This is a genomic window from Enterococcus sp. 3G6_DIV0642 (assembly GCF_002140635.1).
Classification (GTDB): Bacteria; Bacillota; Bacilli; order Lactobacillales; family Enterococcaceae; genus Enterococcus_D; species Enterococcus_D casseliflavus.
Map to the genome: position 1 here is coordinate 1,748,093 of NZ_NGLH01000001.1, position 15,028 is coordinate 1,763,120.

Below are 15,028 nucleotides of genomic sequence, written 5' to 3' on the forward strand. Positions count from 1 at the left end.
AAAGAACCTGTTTTTGGCAAAAGACTTCTCATTTCGAAGGATATCAGCAATAATCAAGCTATCAATTCATAGGAGGCGTCATAATGTTAACTATCGCATATCTCGGAAACGGAAAAAGCACCAATCGCTACCATCTGCCTTTTTCAACCAAGCTGCAGGATAAGATCAAAGTAAAGACGATCTATTCACCAAGCGGAAAGCTGACCTGGCCAACACTAGAAGGCGTTCATTACACCTCTGACTTAGAGGATATCTACCGTGATCCTGAAATTCAATTAGTTGTGGTCACGACCCCCAGTCATTTGCATTATGAATTAGGCAAGGATGTCTTGCTTCATGGGAAAAATGTCTTGATCGAAAAACCTTTTACGGAAACTTCGGCACAAGCAAAGGAATTGTTCGCACTGGCGCAGGAGAAAGGCTTGTTTGTGCAATGCTATCAAAATCGCCGCTTTGATTCCGATTTTTTGACCACGCAAAAAGTGATCGAAAGCGGCGTGCTCGGAGATCTCTTAGAAGTAGAGATGCATTATGATTATTTTCGTCCAGAGATTCCACGGTCAGTGAACGAATTTTCATTGAATACTAGCTACTTGTACGGACACGCTTGTCATACACTGGACCAAGTGATCTCCTATTTTGGACAACCAGACGATGTCCATTATGAGGTTCGGCAATTGCTTGGAAAAAATCGCATGAATGATTACTTCGATTTGGATCTGTTTTATGGTCGAATGAAAGTCTCAGTCAAATCTAGTTACTTCCGATTAAAAGAGCGGCCTAGTTTTGTCGTTTATGGCGAAAACGGCGTTTTTGTAAAACAAACCAAGGATCGACAAGAAGAGCATCTAAAACAGTTTTATCTCCCAGATCATGCCGATTTTGGGATCGATTTGCCAGAGCACTATGGCACACTAACTTATATGGATGCGAACGGGAACTACCATGAAGAAAAAGTCATCTCTGAAATTGGTGATTATAGCCGTGTGTATGAGGGCGTCTATGAAACGATCATCCATGGCAAAGAGAAAATCGTGAAAGACGAAGAAACGATTTTACAAATCGAAATGCTAGAAACAGGCATCAATCAAGTAATCACTGAGTCATAAGGCAGGGTGATTATGGGGCTTTTGACAAACAAAGTGCCTGAAGGCATCAACTGACTCAACGTAAAGGAGGAGATCCGAATCGAACCTTCAGAAATCCTGCAAGAAGAACAGCAACTGCAGTTTGCTCATTTTGACAATGACCTCGCATTGCGGTTGGTTATTGCCATCGATCAGTACGTTAAAAGGAACTACCCGAAGCCGGTAGGGATCAAAGTTGTTCATCAGGGCTTGCCGATCATTCGATTTTTAATGGCAGGGCGAAAAGAAAGCCCTTGGCTTGAAAGAAAAGAACGAACGGTACTAGAAAGCTGGCATAGTTCACTATACGTCTATGCGCAAAAAGATAGAGATATACAATTTGCTAAATGGGCACAAGACGAACATTATGCAATTTGTGGTGGTGGTTTTCCAATTATCGAAGACAGAAATGTCACGGGTGCTATCTGTGTGTCAGGTTTGGCGCATTTAGAGGATCATAAAGTGATCACTGAAGTATTGAAACAAATGATCCAAGAAGATAGAAAAGGGGAAGCAAGATGAACTTAGCGATTTTAGGGGCCGGCATGATCGTCCATGATTTTTTGACGGTGGCAGGGGATGTCCCGCAGCTTGAACTGTCCGCTATTTTTGGGACAGAAAATGATTTAGAGAAAATGAATCACTTAAAACAGCAATACAAGATTCAAACCGTCTACACAGAGTTAGGGGCATGTTTGGCGGATCCATCCGTTGACACCGTTTATGTCGCACTGCCCAATCATTTGCATTATTCCTTTGCCAAAGAAGCGATCCTCGCTGGCAAACACGTCATTTGTGAAAAGCCATTTACGTTGCAGACACGAGAATTAGTAGAATTAGCAGAATTGGCTGCTGCCCACAAGGTGCTTTTGATCGAAGCCATCACAAATCAGTACTTAGCCAACTATCAAGGAATAAAAGCGCAGCTTGAAACATTGGGAGAGCTGAAAGTGATTGAATGCAACTATTCGCAGTATTCTTCTCGTTATGATTTATTCAAAGAGGGAACCGTTTTACCTGCATTTAACCCGAAAATGGGTGGTGGGGCATTGATGGATATCAATATCTATAATATTCATTTTGTCGTCGGGCTTTTAGGAAAACCAAAAAGTGTCCGCTATTTTGCTAATGTCGAACAGGGGATCGATACTTCTGGCATGCTGTTTTTAGACTATGAACAAACAAAAGTCGTTTGTATCGGCGCCAAAGATTCGACAGCGACGATTCGTTCAACGATCCAAGGGACGAAAGGATCGATCATCGTCAATGGGCCGACGAATATGCTTGCCAGCTATGACGTTGAACCGGTCCATGGGGCAAAAAGCCATCAGGATCGCAGCGTTCACGGACATCGTATGTTTGAAGAATTTGTCCGTTTTGCACAAGCCATTCACGAAAATGATCAGGCCTTTGTCAAGGAACGTCTTGCCCATAGCAAGCTGGTGATGGAAGTCGTGGAAAAAGCATTGGCAGATGCCCAGATCGTATTAGGATAATCGCATCAATGAGGAAAGACACCAGCTTCTTAGAAAAGTTGCTGGTGTCTTTGTCTGTTGTCTTATTTTTTCTTTTTTAAACTCAATAAGGTTAGTGGGATACCCAAGGTGAGGTAGCCGACAATCGTCATCAAACAGACCACCAGCCAAAAGTTATCTACTGCTAGAAATGCAATCAGGCCATATGCCACCAGAATCGAGAGAAAATAAAAAAGAAAGAGCTGAAAAAAACGTTTAAAACTCACAGTCATTCATTCTCCTTTGTCGTTAAACTGACAAGAAAATTATACCACATCAAACGCAACTTCAAGGTCTGATTGTGATCATTCGCAGGAGCCGCAAAAGGCGAATTATTTTGTTGGCTGACCGTGATTCGCTATACTTGAAGGGAAGAGAAAGCGCAGGAATATTTTTTTAGGAGAAGGAGGAGACAGATGAAAAAGGTGGATGTACTGATTATCGGAGCGGGTCCAGCTGGAACGGCTGCTGCCTACGGGTTAAAAGCCAAAGGTAAGACAGTCGCGATCGTTGAAGCCGATTTATGGGGTGGCACTTGTCCCAATCGCGGGTGCGATCCGAAAAAACTACTGATGCGAGGCGTAGAAGTCAAAACAGAGGCGAAACGTATGCAAGGCAATGGCGTTCAAGGGCAGGTAGCCATTGATTGGCCAGTACTGATGGCGTTTAAGCGCTCGTATACCGATCGGGTGCCGGAGTCAACCAAACAAGGGTTACTAGCAGAAGGAATCACTACTTACTACGGACAAGCCGCTTTTCGTGATGCCCATACGGTCGTCGTGGACGCAGAAGAGATTCAAGCAGAAAAAATAATTATTGCGACAGGACAGCGTCCAGCGGTACTGCCAATCGTCGGCAAGGAACATTTACAAAGCAGTACTGATTTTCTTTCCTTTGAAAAGATGCCAGCAACGATTGCTTTCATAGGTGCTGGTTATATTACCTTCGAACTGGCGATGATCGCTCAAGCAGCAGGTGCTGAAGTTCATGTGATTCATCATAATGACCAGCCATTAAAAGGATTTGATGCTGAATTGACCGCAGAAATGGTTCGTTCAATGCAGGACCAAGGTGTTTCGTTTCACTTTAACCAGAACACACAGCGAATCATGAAAGAACAAAACCACTATACAATTCAGACACAAGCATTGTCTCTCACCGTAGAAGCAGTGATTGGTGCCACGGGACGCAGACCCAATAGCGATCAGCTGCAACTGGAAAAGGCAGGGGTAGAAACGTCAAAACAAGGGATCGTTGTAAATGAGTTTTTGCAGACTAGTCAAACACACATCTACGCAATCGGAGATGTGCTAGCGAAAAAGCAGCCAAAACTGACGCCTGTTGCTAGCTTTGAAGCCGCCTATCTTGTCGAGCATATAGATGACCAGAAAACGCCCATCCGCTATCCACTGATCCCTACACTAGTTTTTGGTGCGGAAAAACTGGCAAGAGTCGGGATCAGTGAGCAAGAGATTGCCGATAATGCCTCAGAATATCATAGCGAGGTGATGGATCTTTCTTCTTGGTATACCTATCGACGAATCAATGATCAAGATGCAAAAATCAAATTGATTTATGACACATCTGATACCATCGTTGCTGTCACGATTGTTTCTGCATTGGCCGATGAGTTGATCAACCACTTCGTTTTTGTGTTGGAGAATCAGCTATCGAAAGAAGCGCTGGCCCAAATGATTTTTGCCTACCCAACACCTGCTAGCGATTTGTCCTATTTTCTATAAATAATCAAACAAGCCTGCGCTAGTTTCCGCTAGCACAGGCTCTAAATTATTATGTCCGTATTGACTATAGTCCGTGAACCTTAAATGAACCTTAAAGTTAGGCTGGGTTTCATTTTAGGCAATGTCTTTGTTTTCTAGTAACCCTAGGTTTAGGCTTTTTTTGACAGCCGGCGGACAGCAGCAATCAGTAAGATCGCCGACAAGAAGAGCCCGACCAAATAGATGATGAAAATAGAATCTGGCTCATAGTGCCGATAATTGAATATTTTTACCATAAAAAAGAGAAACGGGATCGCTGCAATAAGGGTTGAAACGAAACGTTTCCGCCATTGTATGAAAAACGATCCAATCACTAGAAAAAGACAAAACGGGATCCAAAAGACCAAATGTCCGATAAGTTCGATTTTTCACACCTCCTAGCAAGTAAAATCATCATAACGTTTCTTCCTAAAAAGCAAGCGTGAAGGAAAAAATAATCCCATTAGGCATGTATGAAATTATGAGTGGAGTCTTCTGAAAAATTCACAAGAAATCTGAGAATTTCAAAAGGAAATGAAAAAACGAACGGTTAGGAATATCCCAATTGTCCGAGACGAAAAATACCTCTTGCAGCATTCATTTTGACTTGAATCCTGCAAGGGGTACTCTTTTGTAGAAAATCTGGTGCTTTATTCAATTGATATAAAAGAAATGCTTAGGAAGGAGCAGCAGTCCTTTTTTATGGCAAGATGTTCTTACTATGAAAAAGGGAAATGACCATACCTATGTCCAACAGATCCTTATAATAAAATCCTTTTAGTGGACCAATGTGTAAGAAAAATCCGAGAATCATTAATACAAACAGCAGCAGAAAAAGCAGGTTGAAAGCGGTCATCAAGCGAAAACTGAAATGCCAATTACTCAGGAAATACTGATATTTCGCTGCTCGGTAAACTTTGTTTTGAATCGGAATTTTCTTGAGTGCAGGGATCGATTCATGATAGGACGTAAATAATTCGTAGTCTTTTTTCGTCAGTACTTCTGAGAAAATGTGCGTCCCTGCCTGAAAGTCGAAATAGCCCCAATGGAATTGTTCTTTATCCTCTGGTGATTCGTGCTTCATCAGCTTTCTTGGCTTGATCGTGAACGCCTTGATGGTCTCATAGGGGTAACTGAAATAGGTGTTACTTTCTAAATAGTCGATGATGACCAGAAAAAGCATGCGGGTTTCTGTGAAAACTAACAAACGATTGCCGCGGGTATCATGAAAGATGTCACGGTATGCTTTTGCTTTCTCGGTTGTTGCATAGGCATAGGCGCCAAGCCCTTGATTGGCGAAGGCGAGGTTTCCATCTGGCGTCAAAGGCAGATAGCCAAGAATCGTTTCGTCTTTTGCTAAAAGCGTCCGAAGCTCCTCTAATAGATCTTGCAAGAAAACATATTGTTTGGACAGCTCGAAGGTTGCTGCTTTTTCTTGTTCAGATATTTTTGTCAGTGAATTGTTTTCATTTAAGACTAACTGTTTAAAATCCATCGATAGTCATCCTTTCTTTTAAGCGTTTGCGGCCACGGGAAAGACGATTGTAGATCGCTGAGACATTTAAGTCCGTCTGCTCTGCGATGGTTTCGGGTGACTCTTGGTAAAAATAGTAGAGCAGAAAAATCCTTTGATCGAGGGCTTCAAGGTCTTCAATAAAGCCCAAAAAGGTTTCCTTTGTCAAAGGTGATTCTTCAATAGCTAGTTCCTGCTCATCAACAGGTTTTTCTTCCAGTGAGCGCTTGTTCAACTTCCGCTTGTGGTCAATCGCACGACTACGACTGATCAAAAGCAGCCAAGTAATCAAGCGGCTTCTTTCTGGTTGGTACGCAGCAATCTTTTGCCAAACCTCGTAAAAAACTTCGTTCGCTACATCTTGGCGCTCGCTCACTTCATGCGGTTGGGAGAGGACACTATGAATCGTCCTCAGCATGCTATCACCATAAACAGCTAACAGTTCTTCTAAGCCGGCATAGTCTTTCTTTTTGATTCGTTCAATGATTTCTTTATCCTGCACCTTTTTCACCCCTTCACACTATATACGAAGAATGTTTGCCTTTTCTATCAGAAAAAGAAAAAAACCTCTGTTAACGAGGTTCATGTTCTTTGGCCAGAAGATCTGTTGCCAAGCGCTGGGCCAAATATTCCCAAAGAATGCCGCCAAAAAAAGCGCCTATCATATAAAGAATGACTGCTTGCAGCTCCAATGGATTATTTGCTAGCCAGAAAGAAAATAGCGAGCCGATGATGAATAGGTAGCTGCCAAAAAGCACTTGCCGCCACGAGCGTTTTTTAACAAACTTGCTAATGAGAAAGGTTGAAAGGATCATCAAGAGAATTTGGATGAATGCCAGCGAAGGCAAAAGTGCAAAGTCAGAAACAACCATTTCCCAAAATTGTTGAATCAAGAAAAAGAAAGCAAAGAGAATGAGCCCGCTTGATAATGTACTAAGCCGCAAGGAAGATATTTTTTTTCGCATTGGTTTACTCCTTGAAAGGTTTTCTTTATTATAGCAAATTTTTAATTAAATAATGTAAAAAGATGAACGAGAAGATCTGCAAAAAAACTTCTCCTACATGTGCCTACTTTTAGTATACTTGAAAGAAACGAGTGGATGGACTCGATACATAAGGAGGATTTCATGCCAACGATTCTTTTTGCGCCTGCGGTATTCAACTTGGCTGAAACGACAAGGATGATCGAAGTCGCTAAACAAATGCAAGGAAATCACCACTGCGAGTTCTTTGGTTTTTCAAAAACCTTTGCTTCACTTATCACTGAAAGTGGCTTTACGTACCATTTGCTGACGCCGACTCTGACAGAAAAACAAGAGGAACAGATCATAAAATTAGATCAACTACGCTCAATCAAAAATCCCTTCACCAAAGAGATGGTTGCCGCGCGTATTCTGAGCGAACAAAAGCTGATCGATAAACTTGCTCCTCAGGTCATTGTAACTGGATCGAATGTCACGATCTTTCTATCTGCTCGCAGCAAACAGATTCCCTTAGTCTACGTAAAACCCTATGCGATGAGCGATCCCTTTTTTCGATCAGATAGCGCATTTATCCCTTCTAGTTTGCGTTTCTTAGGACCGCTAAGGAAACCACTTTGGTATTGGATAAGAAAACAACTGGTAAAATCCCGCTGGATGCCCCGAGCATTCAAACACGCTGCTCAAACAGAAAAACTTTTTATGCCTGAAACGAGCTTACGAATGATGGACGCTGATTTAAATCTCATCACCACTCCTGATTTATTTTTAACGAAAGAGCAGCTGCCAGAAAATTATCAAATCGTTGGGCCGATTTTTGCGAAGCTCGGGTCTTCTTTACCAGACGAAGTGTTGACTTTTATTCAACAAAAGCGGCGGGAAAGAAAACGAATCGTTTATTTTGCAATGGGCAGTTCGGGGAATCCGCGCTTGGTGCGAAAAATCTTAGCTTTCTTGCGAAACCGTTCGGAACTAGCGATCATTGCTCCGGTTACGCATCTACTCAAGGAGAAACACAACGACTCAGAGAATCTGTTCTTGACCGAATATCTGCCAAGTCATCTATTGCATGAGCATATCGATTTTTCTTTTATCCATGGTGGGGAAGGGACTGTTCAAACAGCTTGTGCCTCTGGGAAGCCGTTTATCGGAATCGGGATGCACTATGAGCAAAGCTGCAATATTCAGTACTGCGTGGCGTATGGCAATGCAATTGCACTAACAAAACCAGTAACTGTGAAAAAGCTAGAAGTTGCCCTGACTGAGGTTTGTTTACCGAAAATCCGACAACAAGCCTGCCAGCTAAAGAAGCATTTCCCGACAAATGGTCCTCAGAAAGCGATGCAGGAGATTGAACACTTTTTAGAAAAAAACAGTTTTCCTACTAAAAAAAAGAGCGATTATCATTGAGATAATCACTCTTTTTTTAATAGAGATCTAATAGCATCAGCAAGCCTGGGACCCACGTAGTGAAGATACCACAAGCGATCGCAAAATAATGAATCTTACGACCAAAGTTTACCTTCACGATCGTATCCAAAAAGCCGCAAAACCATAACGCTCCCCATGTTAACCAAATCAATGCAAAGAGGGGATCTTGCTCCCATTGCCAAGAGACCCAAGCAAAAGGCAAGGTATTGATGGCTACGAATAGCGCAAAAATCCCATAAATACGTAGATCTAAATCAAAAAGGTAAATGATCCCTACCAATAAGTACGTGAAGGCAAAGAGAAAGCCAGTGCCTGCTTCATAATAAGCGCCTTGAAGCATATAGATTAGATTGATAATAAAAGATAACGAACCTGTAAAAAGATTGATCAAAGCAAGTGAGCGGTAGTCAATGTGAAGTAAGCTGCCCCAGCCGTTGATTATCAAAGTAATTCCTACAAAAAATAAACCGATCCCTAACATAAAATCCTCCTTTACTTAAATTTAGAATAACAAATTCTAAGAAAAAATAATAGCTCTATTTATTTTTAGGTCAATAAAAAGGAAAGTAATTTTGAAATTTGCTATTTTTTGCTGCTAAATTTGATAAAATCAATACCAAAGAGCGCTGCTAGCCGATGCTTTTCTCGTTAAGGGGAAAATTCCAGCGTTTAAAAGTAACTTTAACTCGTTGGAAGAATGGGAAAAGAGAGAGGAACAATAGATTTTCAGTGTATTAATTGGACAAAAAGCTGACGAGGCAGTAGCTTATCGGTTTTTACGAATTTGCAGCAGTGAAGACTGTTTTGCGGAAAGGAGGAATTATGCCGAGAAAAGATCGAATCTTACTTTTTATTGACGAATATATGCAAGCTCAAGGTTGCGCACCTACCATACGAGAAATCTGTGCCAATGAAGAGATAAAAACAACTTCTTTGGTTTATCGTCATTTATTGCGTCTTGAAAAAAGAGGCCTGATTTACCGAGCTTATCGCTTTAAGTCACGTTCGGTTCGTTTTACAGACGAAGGGAAGGCCTATGTCAAAGTGTTGCGACAAGCACAAGCCAACGAAGAATAAATAAAACCAAAATAAAAAAGCCTAAGGCTTTTTTATTTTGGTGCACGGTAGCCGGCAGCTTCCGCTTCAGCGATGGTTTTGAACCATTCTTTCGGGTTGGTAGTATCCTCGTAGTATTTAGATCCGGGCAAATGATAGATGCCGCTTCTTGATCCTTTGATCAAACCGTTTCCTTGTTGATCGACATATTCTTTCTGTTTTTCCTCTGTTTCACTGCTTTGAGAAGTGGCTGTTGTCGTGTTGTTTTCACTACTTGTAGCATTCTCCGGCTGCGTCATATCTTCGTTGGAAATCTCGCTGCTACCATCCGCATAGTTGATTGTGACACCATCTTGGATGTTGAAGATATAATAGTTGAATTGGATCGTATCCTCGCCAATAGATTGGGCTTGCATCTGTACCCCACGGGCAACCAGCTCGTCATCGCGATAGATCGGGGTGACGGAATATCGGACATAATGATTTTTATCTTGCTTGAGATAATAGTTGATATCCATTTCTAAGCGCAACATCTCGGGATTGTTCAACTGACTTGTCCCTGTGATCAGATTCTTCCAGTTTGCATTTTCGCCAGCTAAAGCAAAGCCAATCAAGTGGGTTCGATTATATAAATATTTCCCATTGGGGAGCTGTTTATTACGCCAACCTGTCGGTTTCACACTGGAAATATCGCCACGCTTTTCCGTGGGCATCAAGGATTGATTCAACATTGCTTCAGCAGATGTCGCACGATTGAGGTGATCGAGGTCGCCGTATGCTTCCCAGGCGCCATTTTCAAGGGAAAGATCATCTTCTGAAAACTCAGGAATGTTCTGATTGACTTCAATCGTTTGGGTGCCTTGGTAAGTTAACTGTGCCAGCTCATCTGCACGAATATCCTTAGCAGAAGTGACTGCCACTTCTGATGATGGTGTTTTGTGATTTGGGAATAGATCATTACTGTGTAGGAAACTAAATCCGACTGCTGCGAGTGCGAGAAGCGCAGTGACCGATCCGATAAATGTTTTTTTCTTTGCCATCTTTTTTTGCCTCTCTTTTCATTGATGTATAGTTAGCATAAACGGGGAGTAAAAAAACTGCAACCCATTCATCATACCATTTGCATGGAGCGTTTTACAGAACTTTCAGGTTTCTTTTGCTTTTTGATCTCAAATGTTCTTAACCCACTTTCTTTACCAAGGGAACATGCCTGAATGGTTTTTTTTATTTGCAAGTCAAATTTTTCATGTTTTAAAAAAACTATGTGATATAATGAATAAAGTTGTTGCTATTTCCCTTTGATGCTTGTTTTAATAACAGGCATCTCCAGCTGCGGAACGAAATTTCAGCTGTATAGCACGCAACCTTCAAACGAAAGAAATCTGGACAATTTTCTGAACGATTTCCTTTCTTTCTTTGAGCAAAATTACAGGAGAAGGAGTGTATCCCATGAACCAGCAAGAAACCATCTTACATTATTTAAATCAGAAAGACTCTGAAAAATTAAAAGAACTCGTATCAGGAATGGAAGAGCTGCCGTTGTTACAATTGTTCAGCAATTTATCCGCGGATGAAAAAGTGATCGTTTTCCGACTATTACCGAAAGATAAAGCACTTATCCTGTTTGAAGATTTGACACCAGCTACACAACAACACTTATTACGCTCTTTCACCGATGAACGGGCAACCGAGTTTGTGAACGAAATGGCACCAGATGTCCGAGTAAGACTCTTGGATGAGTTGCCAGCGACCGTAACACAAAAACTTTTACAATCAATGGCACCGGATGAACGTGCTGCAACAAACCTCTTACTAGGGTATGAAGCCGAAACTGCGGGTCGTTTGATGACACCGGAATTCATCACATTGAAAAAAGATATGACGGTCAATCAAGCGTTAGAAAAAGTGCGAATGCAAGCCAAAGAAAAAGAAACGATCTATACGCTTTATGTTACTGATCAAACGAAAACGTTAGAAGGTGTTTTGTCGCTGAAAGATCTCTTAATGGCACAAGGGGAGCAACGCATCAGTGAGATCATGTCCCAAAAAGTTATTTATGTGACCACGGACACCGACCAGGAAGAAGCAGCCCGTTTGCTAAATGAACTAGATATCATTGCGCTGCCAGTCGTAGACAAGGAATCACGAATCGTTGGGATCATTACCGTCGATGACGCGATCGATGTCATCGAGCAAGAAACAACGGAAGACATGTTTAATGCCGCTGGTTTAGTCGATGTTGCTTCTAATGAAGCAGACCGTAGTAATGTTTTGATCAATGGCAGCCTGTGGCAAATCTGGAAAGTCCGCTTGCCATTCTTAGTGATCACGCTTGTTGCTGGGCTTTTAGCTGGGGTCGTCATTGATGAATTTGAACAAACGTTGGAGTCGGTGGCAGCCGTTGCGATTTTTATTCCTTTGATCATGGATATGGGTGGAAACGTTGGTACACAATCCTCTACTGTATTTGTTCGGGGAATGTCGTTAGGGCATATTGATCTTTCAACCTTCACCCGCCATTTCTTTAAAGAAGTTTGGATCGGTTTGAGTCTAGGCTTGATCGTCGGGATCATCTCTGGAACCGCTGCTTCACTTTGGCAAGGGATCCCGATGTTAGGGGTCGCTGTTGGGATTTCATTAGTTTTTGCTATGACCTTAGCCGCAGCACTTGGCTTTTTAGTCCCGTTTGTACTTATTAAACTAAACATCGACCAAGCAGCCGGTTCGGCACCGATCATCACCTCGATCAAAGATATTGCTGGCTTGTTTATCTACTTCGTTTCAGTAAATGTTCTTTTGGGTCATTTGCTTTAGCATACTGTCCGTTCCAGTGGTATAATAAAGCGACATCGCATGATGAGCACAACATAGAAAGGGGAAATGTCCTATGACAAATCAAATGAAGCAACATCAACTCGGAGGTTTCTCTTTTTAAGTGCGGCCTCCTAATTAACTGGAGGGAAATCATGGAAAAACAAGGAATCGTGGTCTTTCAGGCTAAGGATATCGCAAAAGTCCGCCTGACCACAGGAGAAGAATGTTTAGCAACCGTTTCAGGAAAATTTCGTCAACAGGCACGAGTGCCAAAGGATTATCCTATTGTTGGTGATTTTGTCCAAGGGCAGGTGTATGATCAAGATCATTTCTTGATTGATGCTTTGCTCCCACGAAAGAGTTTTTTACAACGAAAAGTAGCTGGAAATCGGACGGATGAACAAGGGATCGCTGCGAACATCGACACGGTTTTTATTGCAACCAGCGCCAATGAAGAATTCAATTTCGCTCGGTTAGAGCGCTTTGTCACGATCGCTTGGGACAGTGGCGCTAACCCAGTGATTCTCTTGACCAAAGCCGATCAAGTCACAGCTGATGAAAAAGCAGAGCTGTTGCAAGCATTAATCGATGCTTTTGGTGTGAAAGCATTCGCTACTTCTATTTATGAACCGAACGAATTGCTGACAGAAGCCTACTTTTCAGACGGAAAAATCAGTGCATTTATCGGTTCGTCAGGCGTTGGGAAGTCCAGCTTATTAAATCAGCTCATGGAGCAAGCCGTTCAAAAAACCAATGACATACGAGAGGATAGTCGAGGACGACACACGACGACGAGTCGCCAGTTGTTCACACTGCCCTCTGGCGCAATGATCATCGATACTCCTGGCATGCGGGAAGTTGGCATCAGTACCGTTCGGTCAGCTTCGATCGAGCAATCCTTTGAAGCGATCAGTCAATATGCTGAAGGTTGTTTCTTCAGAGACTGTCAGCATGAAACAGAACCGAAATGTGCGGTCAAAGCAGCTATTGCTGCCGGTGAGCTTTCAGAAGCAGCCTTCGCTCGCTATCGCAAAATGGAAAAAGTGCTGGCGTATTTGAAACGAAAAGAACAGATCAAAGAAATGAAAAAGTAATAGTTAGCACTCCTTTCTATAAGAGGAGTGCTTTTTTGTACGTGTCAAGAGCGCCTTGTTGAGTAAAGAAGAGGAGAGCCGCAGCCAACGTTCTTGTGTTTTCACGAAAAGGCGGCCAATTCCAAAGGGCACTACATGCTAAGTGGTTGAACTAAACTAAGATCGCCTGCCTGGTTACAAGCTGTCGTCAAGAAAAGCAGGATAAAAAAACACAGTGGGGTGTTGTCCCACTGTGTTTTGAGCAATGATTTGCCCCTGCCAAGGTATTTCTAGTATAAAGCGTTGATTCTTAAATAGCAACTCGAAAAAAACGCCTCATTCAGCAGAGCGCAGAATTTTCGTCATGGCTTTTCCTTTCGCCAATTCATCGATCAGTTTATCTAGGTAACGAATTTCTTGAACTATTGGCTCTTCGATCTCTTCTACCCGAATCCCGCAAATCACACCAGTAATCTGTTTTCGTGCAGGATTGAGCTGAGGGGCTTGCTTAAAAAAGCGTTCAAAAGAAACATCATCAGCCATCTGTTGGAGTGTTTCTTGGTCATACCCAGTCAGCCAGGTAATAATCTGATCTACTTCTTCTTTTGTCCGATTTTTCCGTTCTGCTTTGGCAATATACAGAGGATAGACTTTCGCAAAACTCATTTGGGTAATCTTTTGATTTTTCATGATAAACTCCTTTAGTCTTTACACAAAGTATACTTCATTTTTTTCTTTTTGCCGAGATTTTCAACGTTTGTTGTGTGCCAAAATAGGCGAGGGGACTAAAGGATGATTTTTTCTTCTTGTTCACGAAACCCCAATACCTTTTGTCGTGACTCGCCATCCCAATAGAGCAAGTCCAAATTCTTATGCAGCATTAGCTGTGTATATAATTCTTTCAGAGTCAAAGCAGGCTTTTTGGGTTCGAAAAATAAAATCAATTGGTTATGACTATCTTGTGCGATCGTCGTAAAAGGAATCAGGTTTTCTTTGTAAGTTAAATAAATTCCTTGGTAATCTGCTGCACTCGACGACGTTGTCAGTGCTGTCAAGAGGTCTCTTGCTCTCATAATGAACCCGCCTTTACTGTTTTTTGTCGATAGGCATCGATATCCAACATGATTTTTGTTTTGCCGTATACCGTATACTTTTGCACCACGAATTGGTGGCGCTTATTCCAATAGCCACCCACAGTTAGAAACATGCCCTCATCAACATCGCCTAAAAAATTCAAACTGTGCTTCGCAATCAAACAGTTGGTGGTGCCTAGTGTAAAGCGGACCAAAGGGGAGGGGGCAAAGGAGACGATCCTTATTTTTGAGACAGCGCCTTTTTGTGTTTGCATCAGGTATTCCTCCTTTAGTAAGTAGTAAAAAGCGGATCATTCGTTGATATCAAACCATTTTTTCTCTTCATAAAAAGCAACATGACGAATCTCATCATAATGAATTTTTTCTGTGGTTTCTCCCGTCAAATAAATGCCCAATGTGTCGTATCCGTTGATTTTTCCGACAATATCTGGGGGATAGCCACCTTCTTCATTGACTTCTTCTCGTTGGATCGCCACAGTTAGATTCTTTTTCATCGCTTCGAATAAGCATTGATTGATTTCTTCCGTTGTGAGTGACGGCTTAGGCGGACAATCAAACGTGCGTGTCGGCTCTTCTTCAATTTCAGTTGTATGCTCAGATAAAAAGAATCCTTGCCACTTTAGCTTTTTCCGATCTTCATATGGTTGCAGCATACCCATAGCAATC

At 42.0% G+C, this 15,028-nt stretch carries 18 protein-coding genes; 8 read left to right on the forward strand and 10 right to left on the reverse strand.

Annotated elements, in window-relative coordinates; genetic code table 11:
* The first annotated feature begins 83 nt into the window (after positions 1-83).
* The 3 genes from A5878_RS08320 to A5878_RS08330 all read left to right on the forward strand — a co-directional run bounded on the left by A5878_RS08320 (position 84) and on the right by A5878_RS08330 (position 2,623).
* Positions 84-1,109 carry a Gfo/Idh/MocA family oxidoreductase gene (locus A5878_RS08320; RefSeq protein WP_086295370.1) on the forward strand — a complete coding sequence of 342 codons (1,026 nt, stop codon included), beginning with the start codon at positions 84-86 and terminating at the stop codon, positions 1,107-1,109.
* Positions 1,110-1,223: 114 nt separating this feature from the next.
* Positions 1,224-1,649: a heme-binding protein gene (locus A5878_RS08325; protein ID WP_086295372.1), complete on the forward strand. Its 426-nt coding sequence runs from the start codon at positions 1,224-1,226 to the stop codon at positions 1,647-1,649.
* Positions 1,646-2,623, forward strand: a complete 978-nt coding sequence (locus A5878_RS08330) for a Gfo/Idh/MocA family protein (protein ID WP_015509684.1) — start codon at positions 1,646-1,648, stop codon at positions 2,621-2,623. Before A5878_RS08325 ends, A5878_RS08330 begins: the two co-directional genes overlap by 4 nt.
* 62 nt (positions 2,624-2,685) lie before the next feature.
* Here the strand turns inward: A5878_RS08330 and A5878_RS08335 are convergent, their stop codons facing one another.
* Positions 2,686-2,874, reverse strand: a complete 189-nt coding sequence (locus tag A5878_RS08335) for a hypothetical protein (protein ID WP_005226063.1) — start codon at positions 2,872-2,874, stop codon at positions 2,686-2,688.
* A 183-nt stretch (positions 2,875-3,057) separates the two neighbouring features.
* Here A5878_RS08335 and A5878_RS08340 point away from each other — a divergent pair, with 183 nt between their 5' ends.
* Positions 3,058-4,383 carry an NAD(P)/FAD-dependent oxidoreductase gene (locus tag A5878_RS08340; protein WP_086295375.1) on the forward strand — a complete coding sequence of 442 codons (1,326 nt, stop codon included), beginning with the start codon at positions 3,058-3,060 and terminating at the stop codon, positions 4,381-4,383.
* 718 nt (positions 4,384-5,101) lie between these two features.
* On the opposite strand, the gene A5878_RS08355 is transcribed toward A5878_RS08340, so the two are convergent.
* The 3 genes from A5878_RS08355 to A5878_RS08365 all read right to left on the reverse strand — a co-directional run bounded on the left by A5878_RS08355 (position 5,102) and on the right by A5878_RS08365 (position 6,879).
* On the reverse strand, positions 5,102-5,896 hold the full coding sequence (locus A5878_RS08355; protein WP_005226067.1) for a hypothetical protein: 795 nt from the start codon (positions 5,894-5,896) through the stop codon (positions 5,102-5,104).
* Positions 5,886-6,425, reverse strand: a complete 540-nt coding sequence (locus A5878_RS08360) for a sigma-70 family RNA polymerase sigma factor (RefSeq protein WP_086295377.1) — start codon at positions 6,423-6,425, stop codon at positions 5,886-5,888. The genes A5878_RS08355 and A5878_RS08360 overlap by 11 nt, the downstream gene beginning before the upstream one ends.
* Before the next feature lie 61 nt (positions 6,426-6,486).
* On the reverse strand, positions 6,487-6,879 hold the full coding sequence (locus A5878_RS08365) for a hypothetical protein (protein WP_010748336.1): 393 nt from the start codon (positions 6,877-6,879) through the stop codon (positions 6,487-6,489).
* Positions 6,880-7,041: 162 nt separating this feature from the next.
* On the opposite strand from A5878_RS08365, the gene A5878_RS08370 reads away from it, so the two are divergent.
* On the forward strand, positions 7,042-8,304 hold the full coding sequence (locus A5878_RS08370; protein ID WP_086295379.1) for a glycosyl transferase: 1,263 nt from the start codon (positions 7,042-7,044) through the stop codon (positions 8,302-8,304).
* A gap of 16 nt (positions 8,305-8,320) precedes the next feature.
* On the opposite strand, the gene A5878_RS08375 is transcribed toward A5878_RS08370, so the two are convergent.
* A complete protein-coding gene (locus tag A5878_RS08375) occupies positions 8,321-8,806 on the reverse strand; it encodes an AmiS/UreI family transporter (RefSeq protein ID WP_086295381.1) in 486 nt (161 codons plus the stop codon).
* A 341-nt stretch (positions 8,807-9,147) separates the two neighbouring features.
* Here A5878_RS08375 and A5878_RS08380 point away from each other — a divergent pair, with 341 nt between their 5' ends.
* A complete protein-coding gene (locus tag A5878_RS08380; RefSeq protein ID WP_016620130.1) occupies positions 9,148-9,402 on the forward strand; it encodes a LexA family transcriptional regulator in 255 nt (84 codons plus the stop codon).
* Positions 9,403-9,434: 32 nt separating this feature from the next.
* On the opposite strand, the gene A5878_RS08385 is transcribed toward A5878_RS08380, so the two are convergent.
* Positions 9,435-10,421 (reverse strand): DNA/RNA non-specific endonuclease, encoded by a 987-nt coding sequence (locus tag A5878_RS08385; RefSeq protein ID WP_008379949.1) that lies wholly within the window; start codon positions 10,419-10,421, stop codon positions 9,435-9,437.
* 409 nt (positions 10,422-10,830) lie between these two features.
* On the opposite strand from A5878_RS08385, the gene mgtE reads away from it, so the two are divergent.
* Both mgtE and rsgA read left to right on the forward strand, forming a co-directional pair.
* Positions 10,831-12,195, forward strand: a complete 1,365-nt coding sequence (gene mgtE / locus A5878_RS08390) for a magnesium transporter (protein ID WP_074535841.1) — start codon at positions 10,831-10,833, stop codon at positions 12,193-12,195.
* 152 nt (positions 12,196-12,347) lie between these two features.
* Complete coding sequence (gene rsgA, locus A5878_RS08395; protein WP_086295383.1) at positions 12,348-13,289, forward strand: ribosome small subunit-dependent GTPase A; 942 nt, start codon at positions 12,348-12,350, stop codon at positions 13,287-13,289.
* Between the two features lie 315 nt (positions 13,290-13,604).
* Here the strand turns inward: rsgA and A5878_RS08400 are convergent, their stop codons facing one another.
* From A5878_RS08400 to A5878_RS08415, 4 genes are all read right to left on the reverse strand, one after another.
* Complete coding sequence (locus A5878_RS08400) at positions 13,605-13,958, reverse strand: DUF2200 domain-containing protein (protein WP_015509694.1); 354 nt, start codon at positions 13,956-13,958, stop codon at positions 13,605-13,607.
* 95 nt (positions 13,959-14,053) lie between these two features.
* The gene (locus A5878_RS08405; RefSeq protein WP_005226077.1) at positions 14,054-14,341 is read right to left on the reverse strand and encodes a hypothetical protein; all 288 of its coding nucleotides are present in this window, start codon (positions 14,339-14,341) and stop codon (positions 14,054-14,056) included.
* Complete coding sequence (locus tag A5878_RS08410) at positions 14,338-14,616, reverse strand: hypothetical protein (protein WP_010748343.1); 279 nt, start codon at positions 14,614-14,616, stop codon at positions 14,338-14,340. Before A5878_RS08410 ends, A5878_RS08405 begins: the two co-directional genes overlap by 4 nt.
* A 36-nt stretch (positions 14,617-14,652) precedes the next feature.
* Complete coding sequence (locus tag A5878_RS08415) at positions 14,653-15,021, reverse strand: hypothetical protein (protein WP_086295385.1); 369 nt, start codon at positions 15,019-15,021, stop codon at positions 14,653-14,655.
* Between the last annotated feature and the right edge of the window lie 7 nt (positions 15,022-15,028).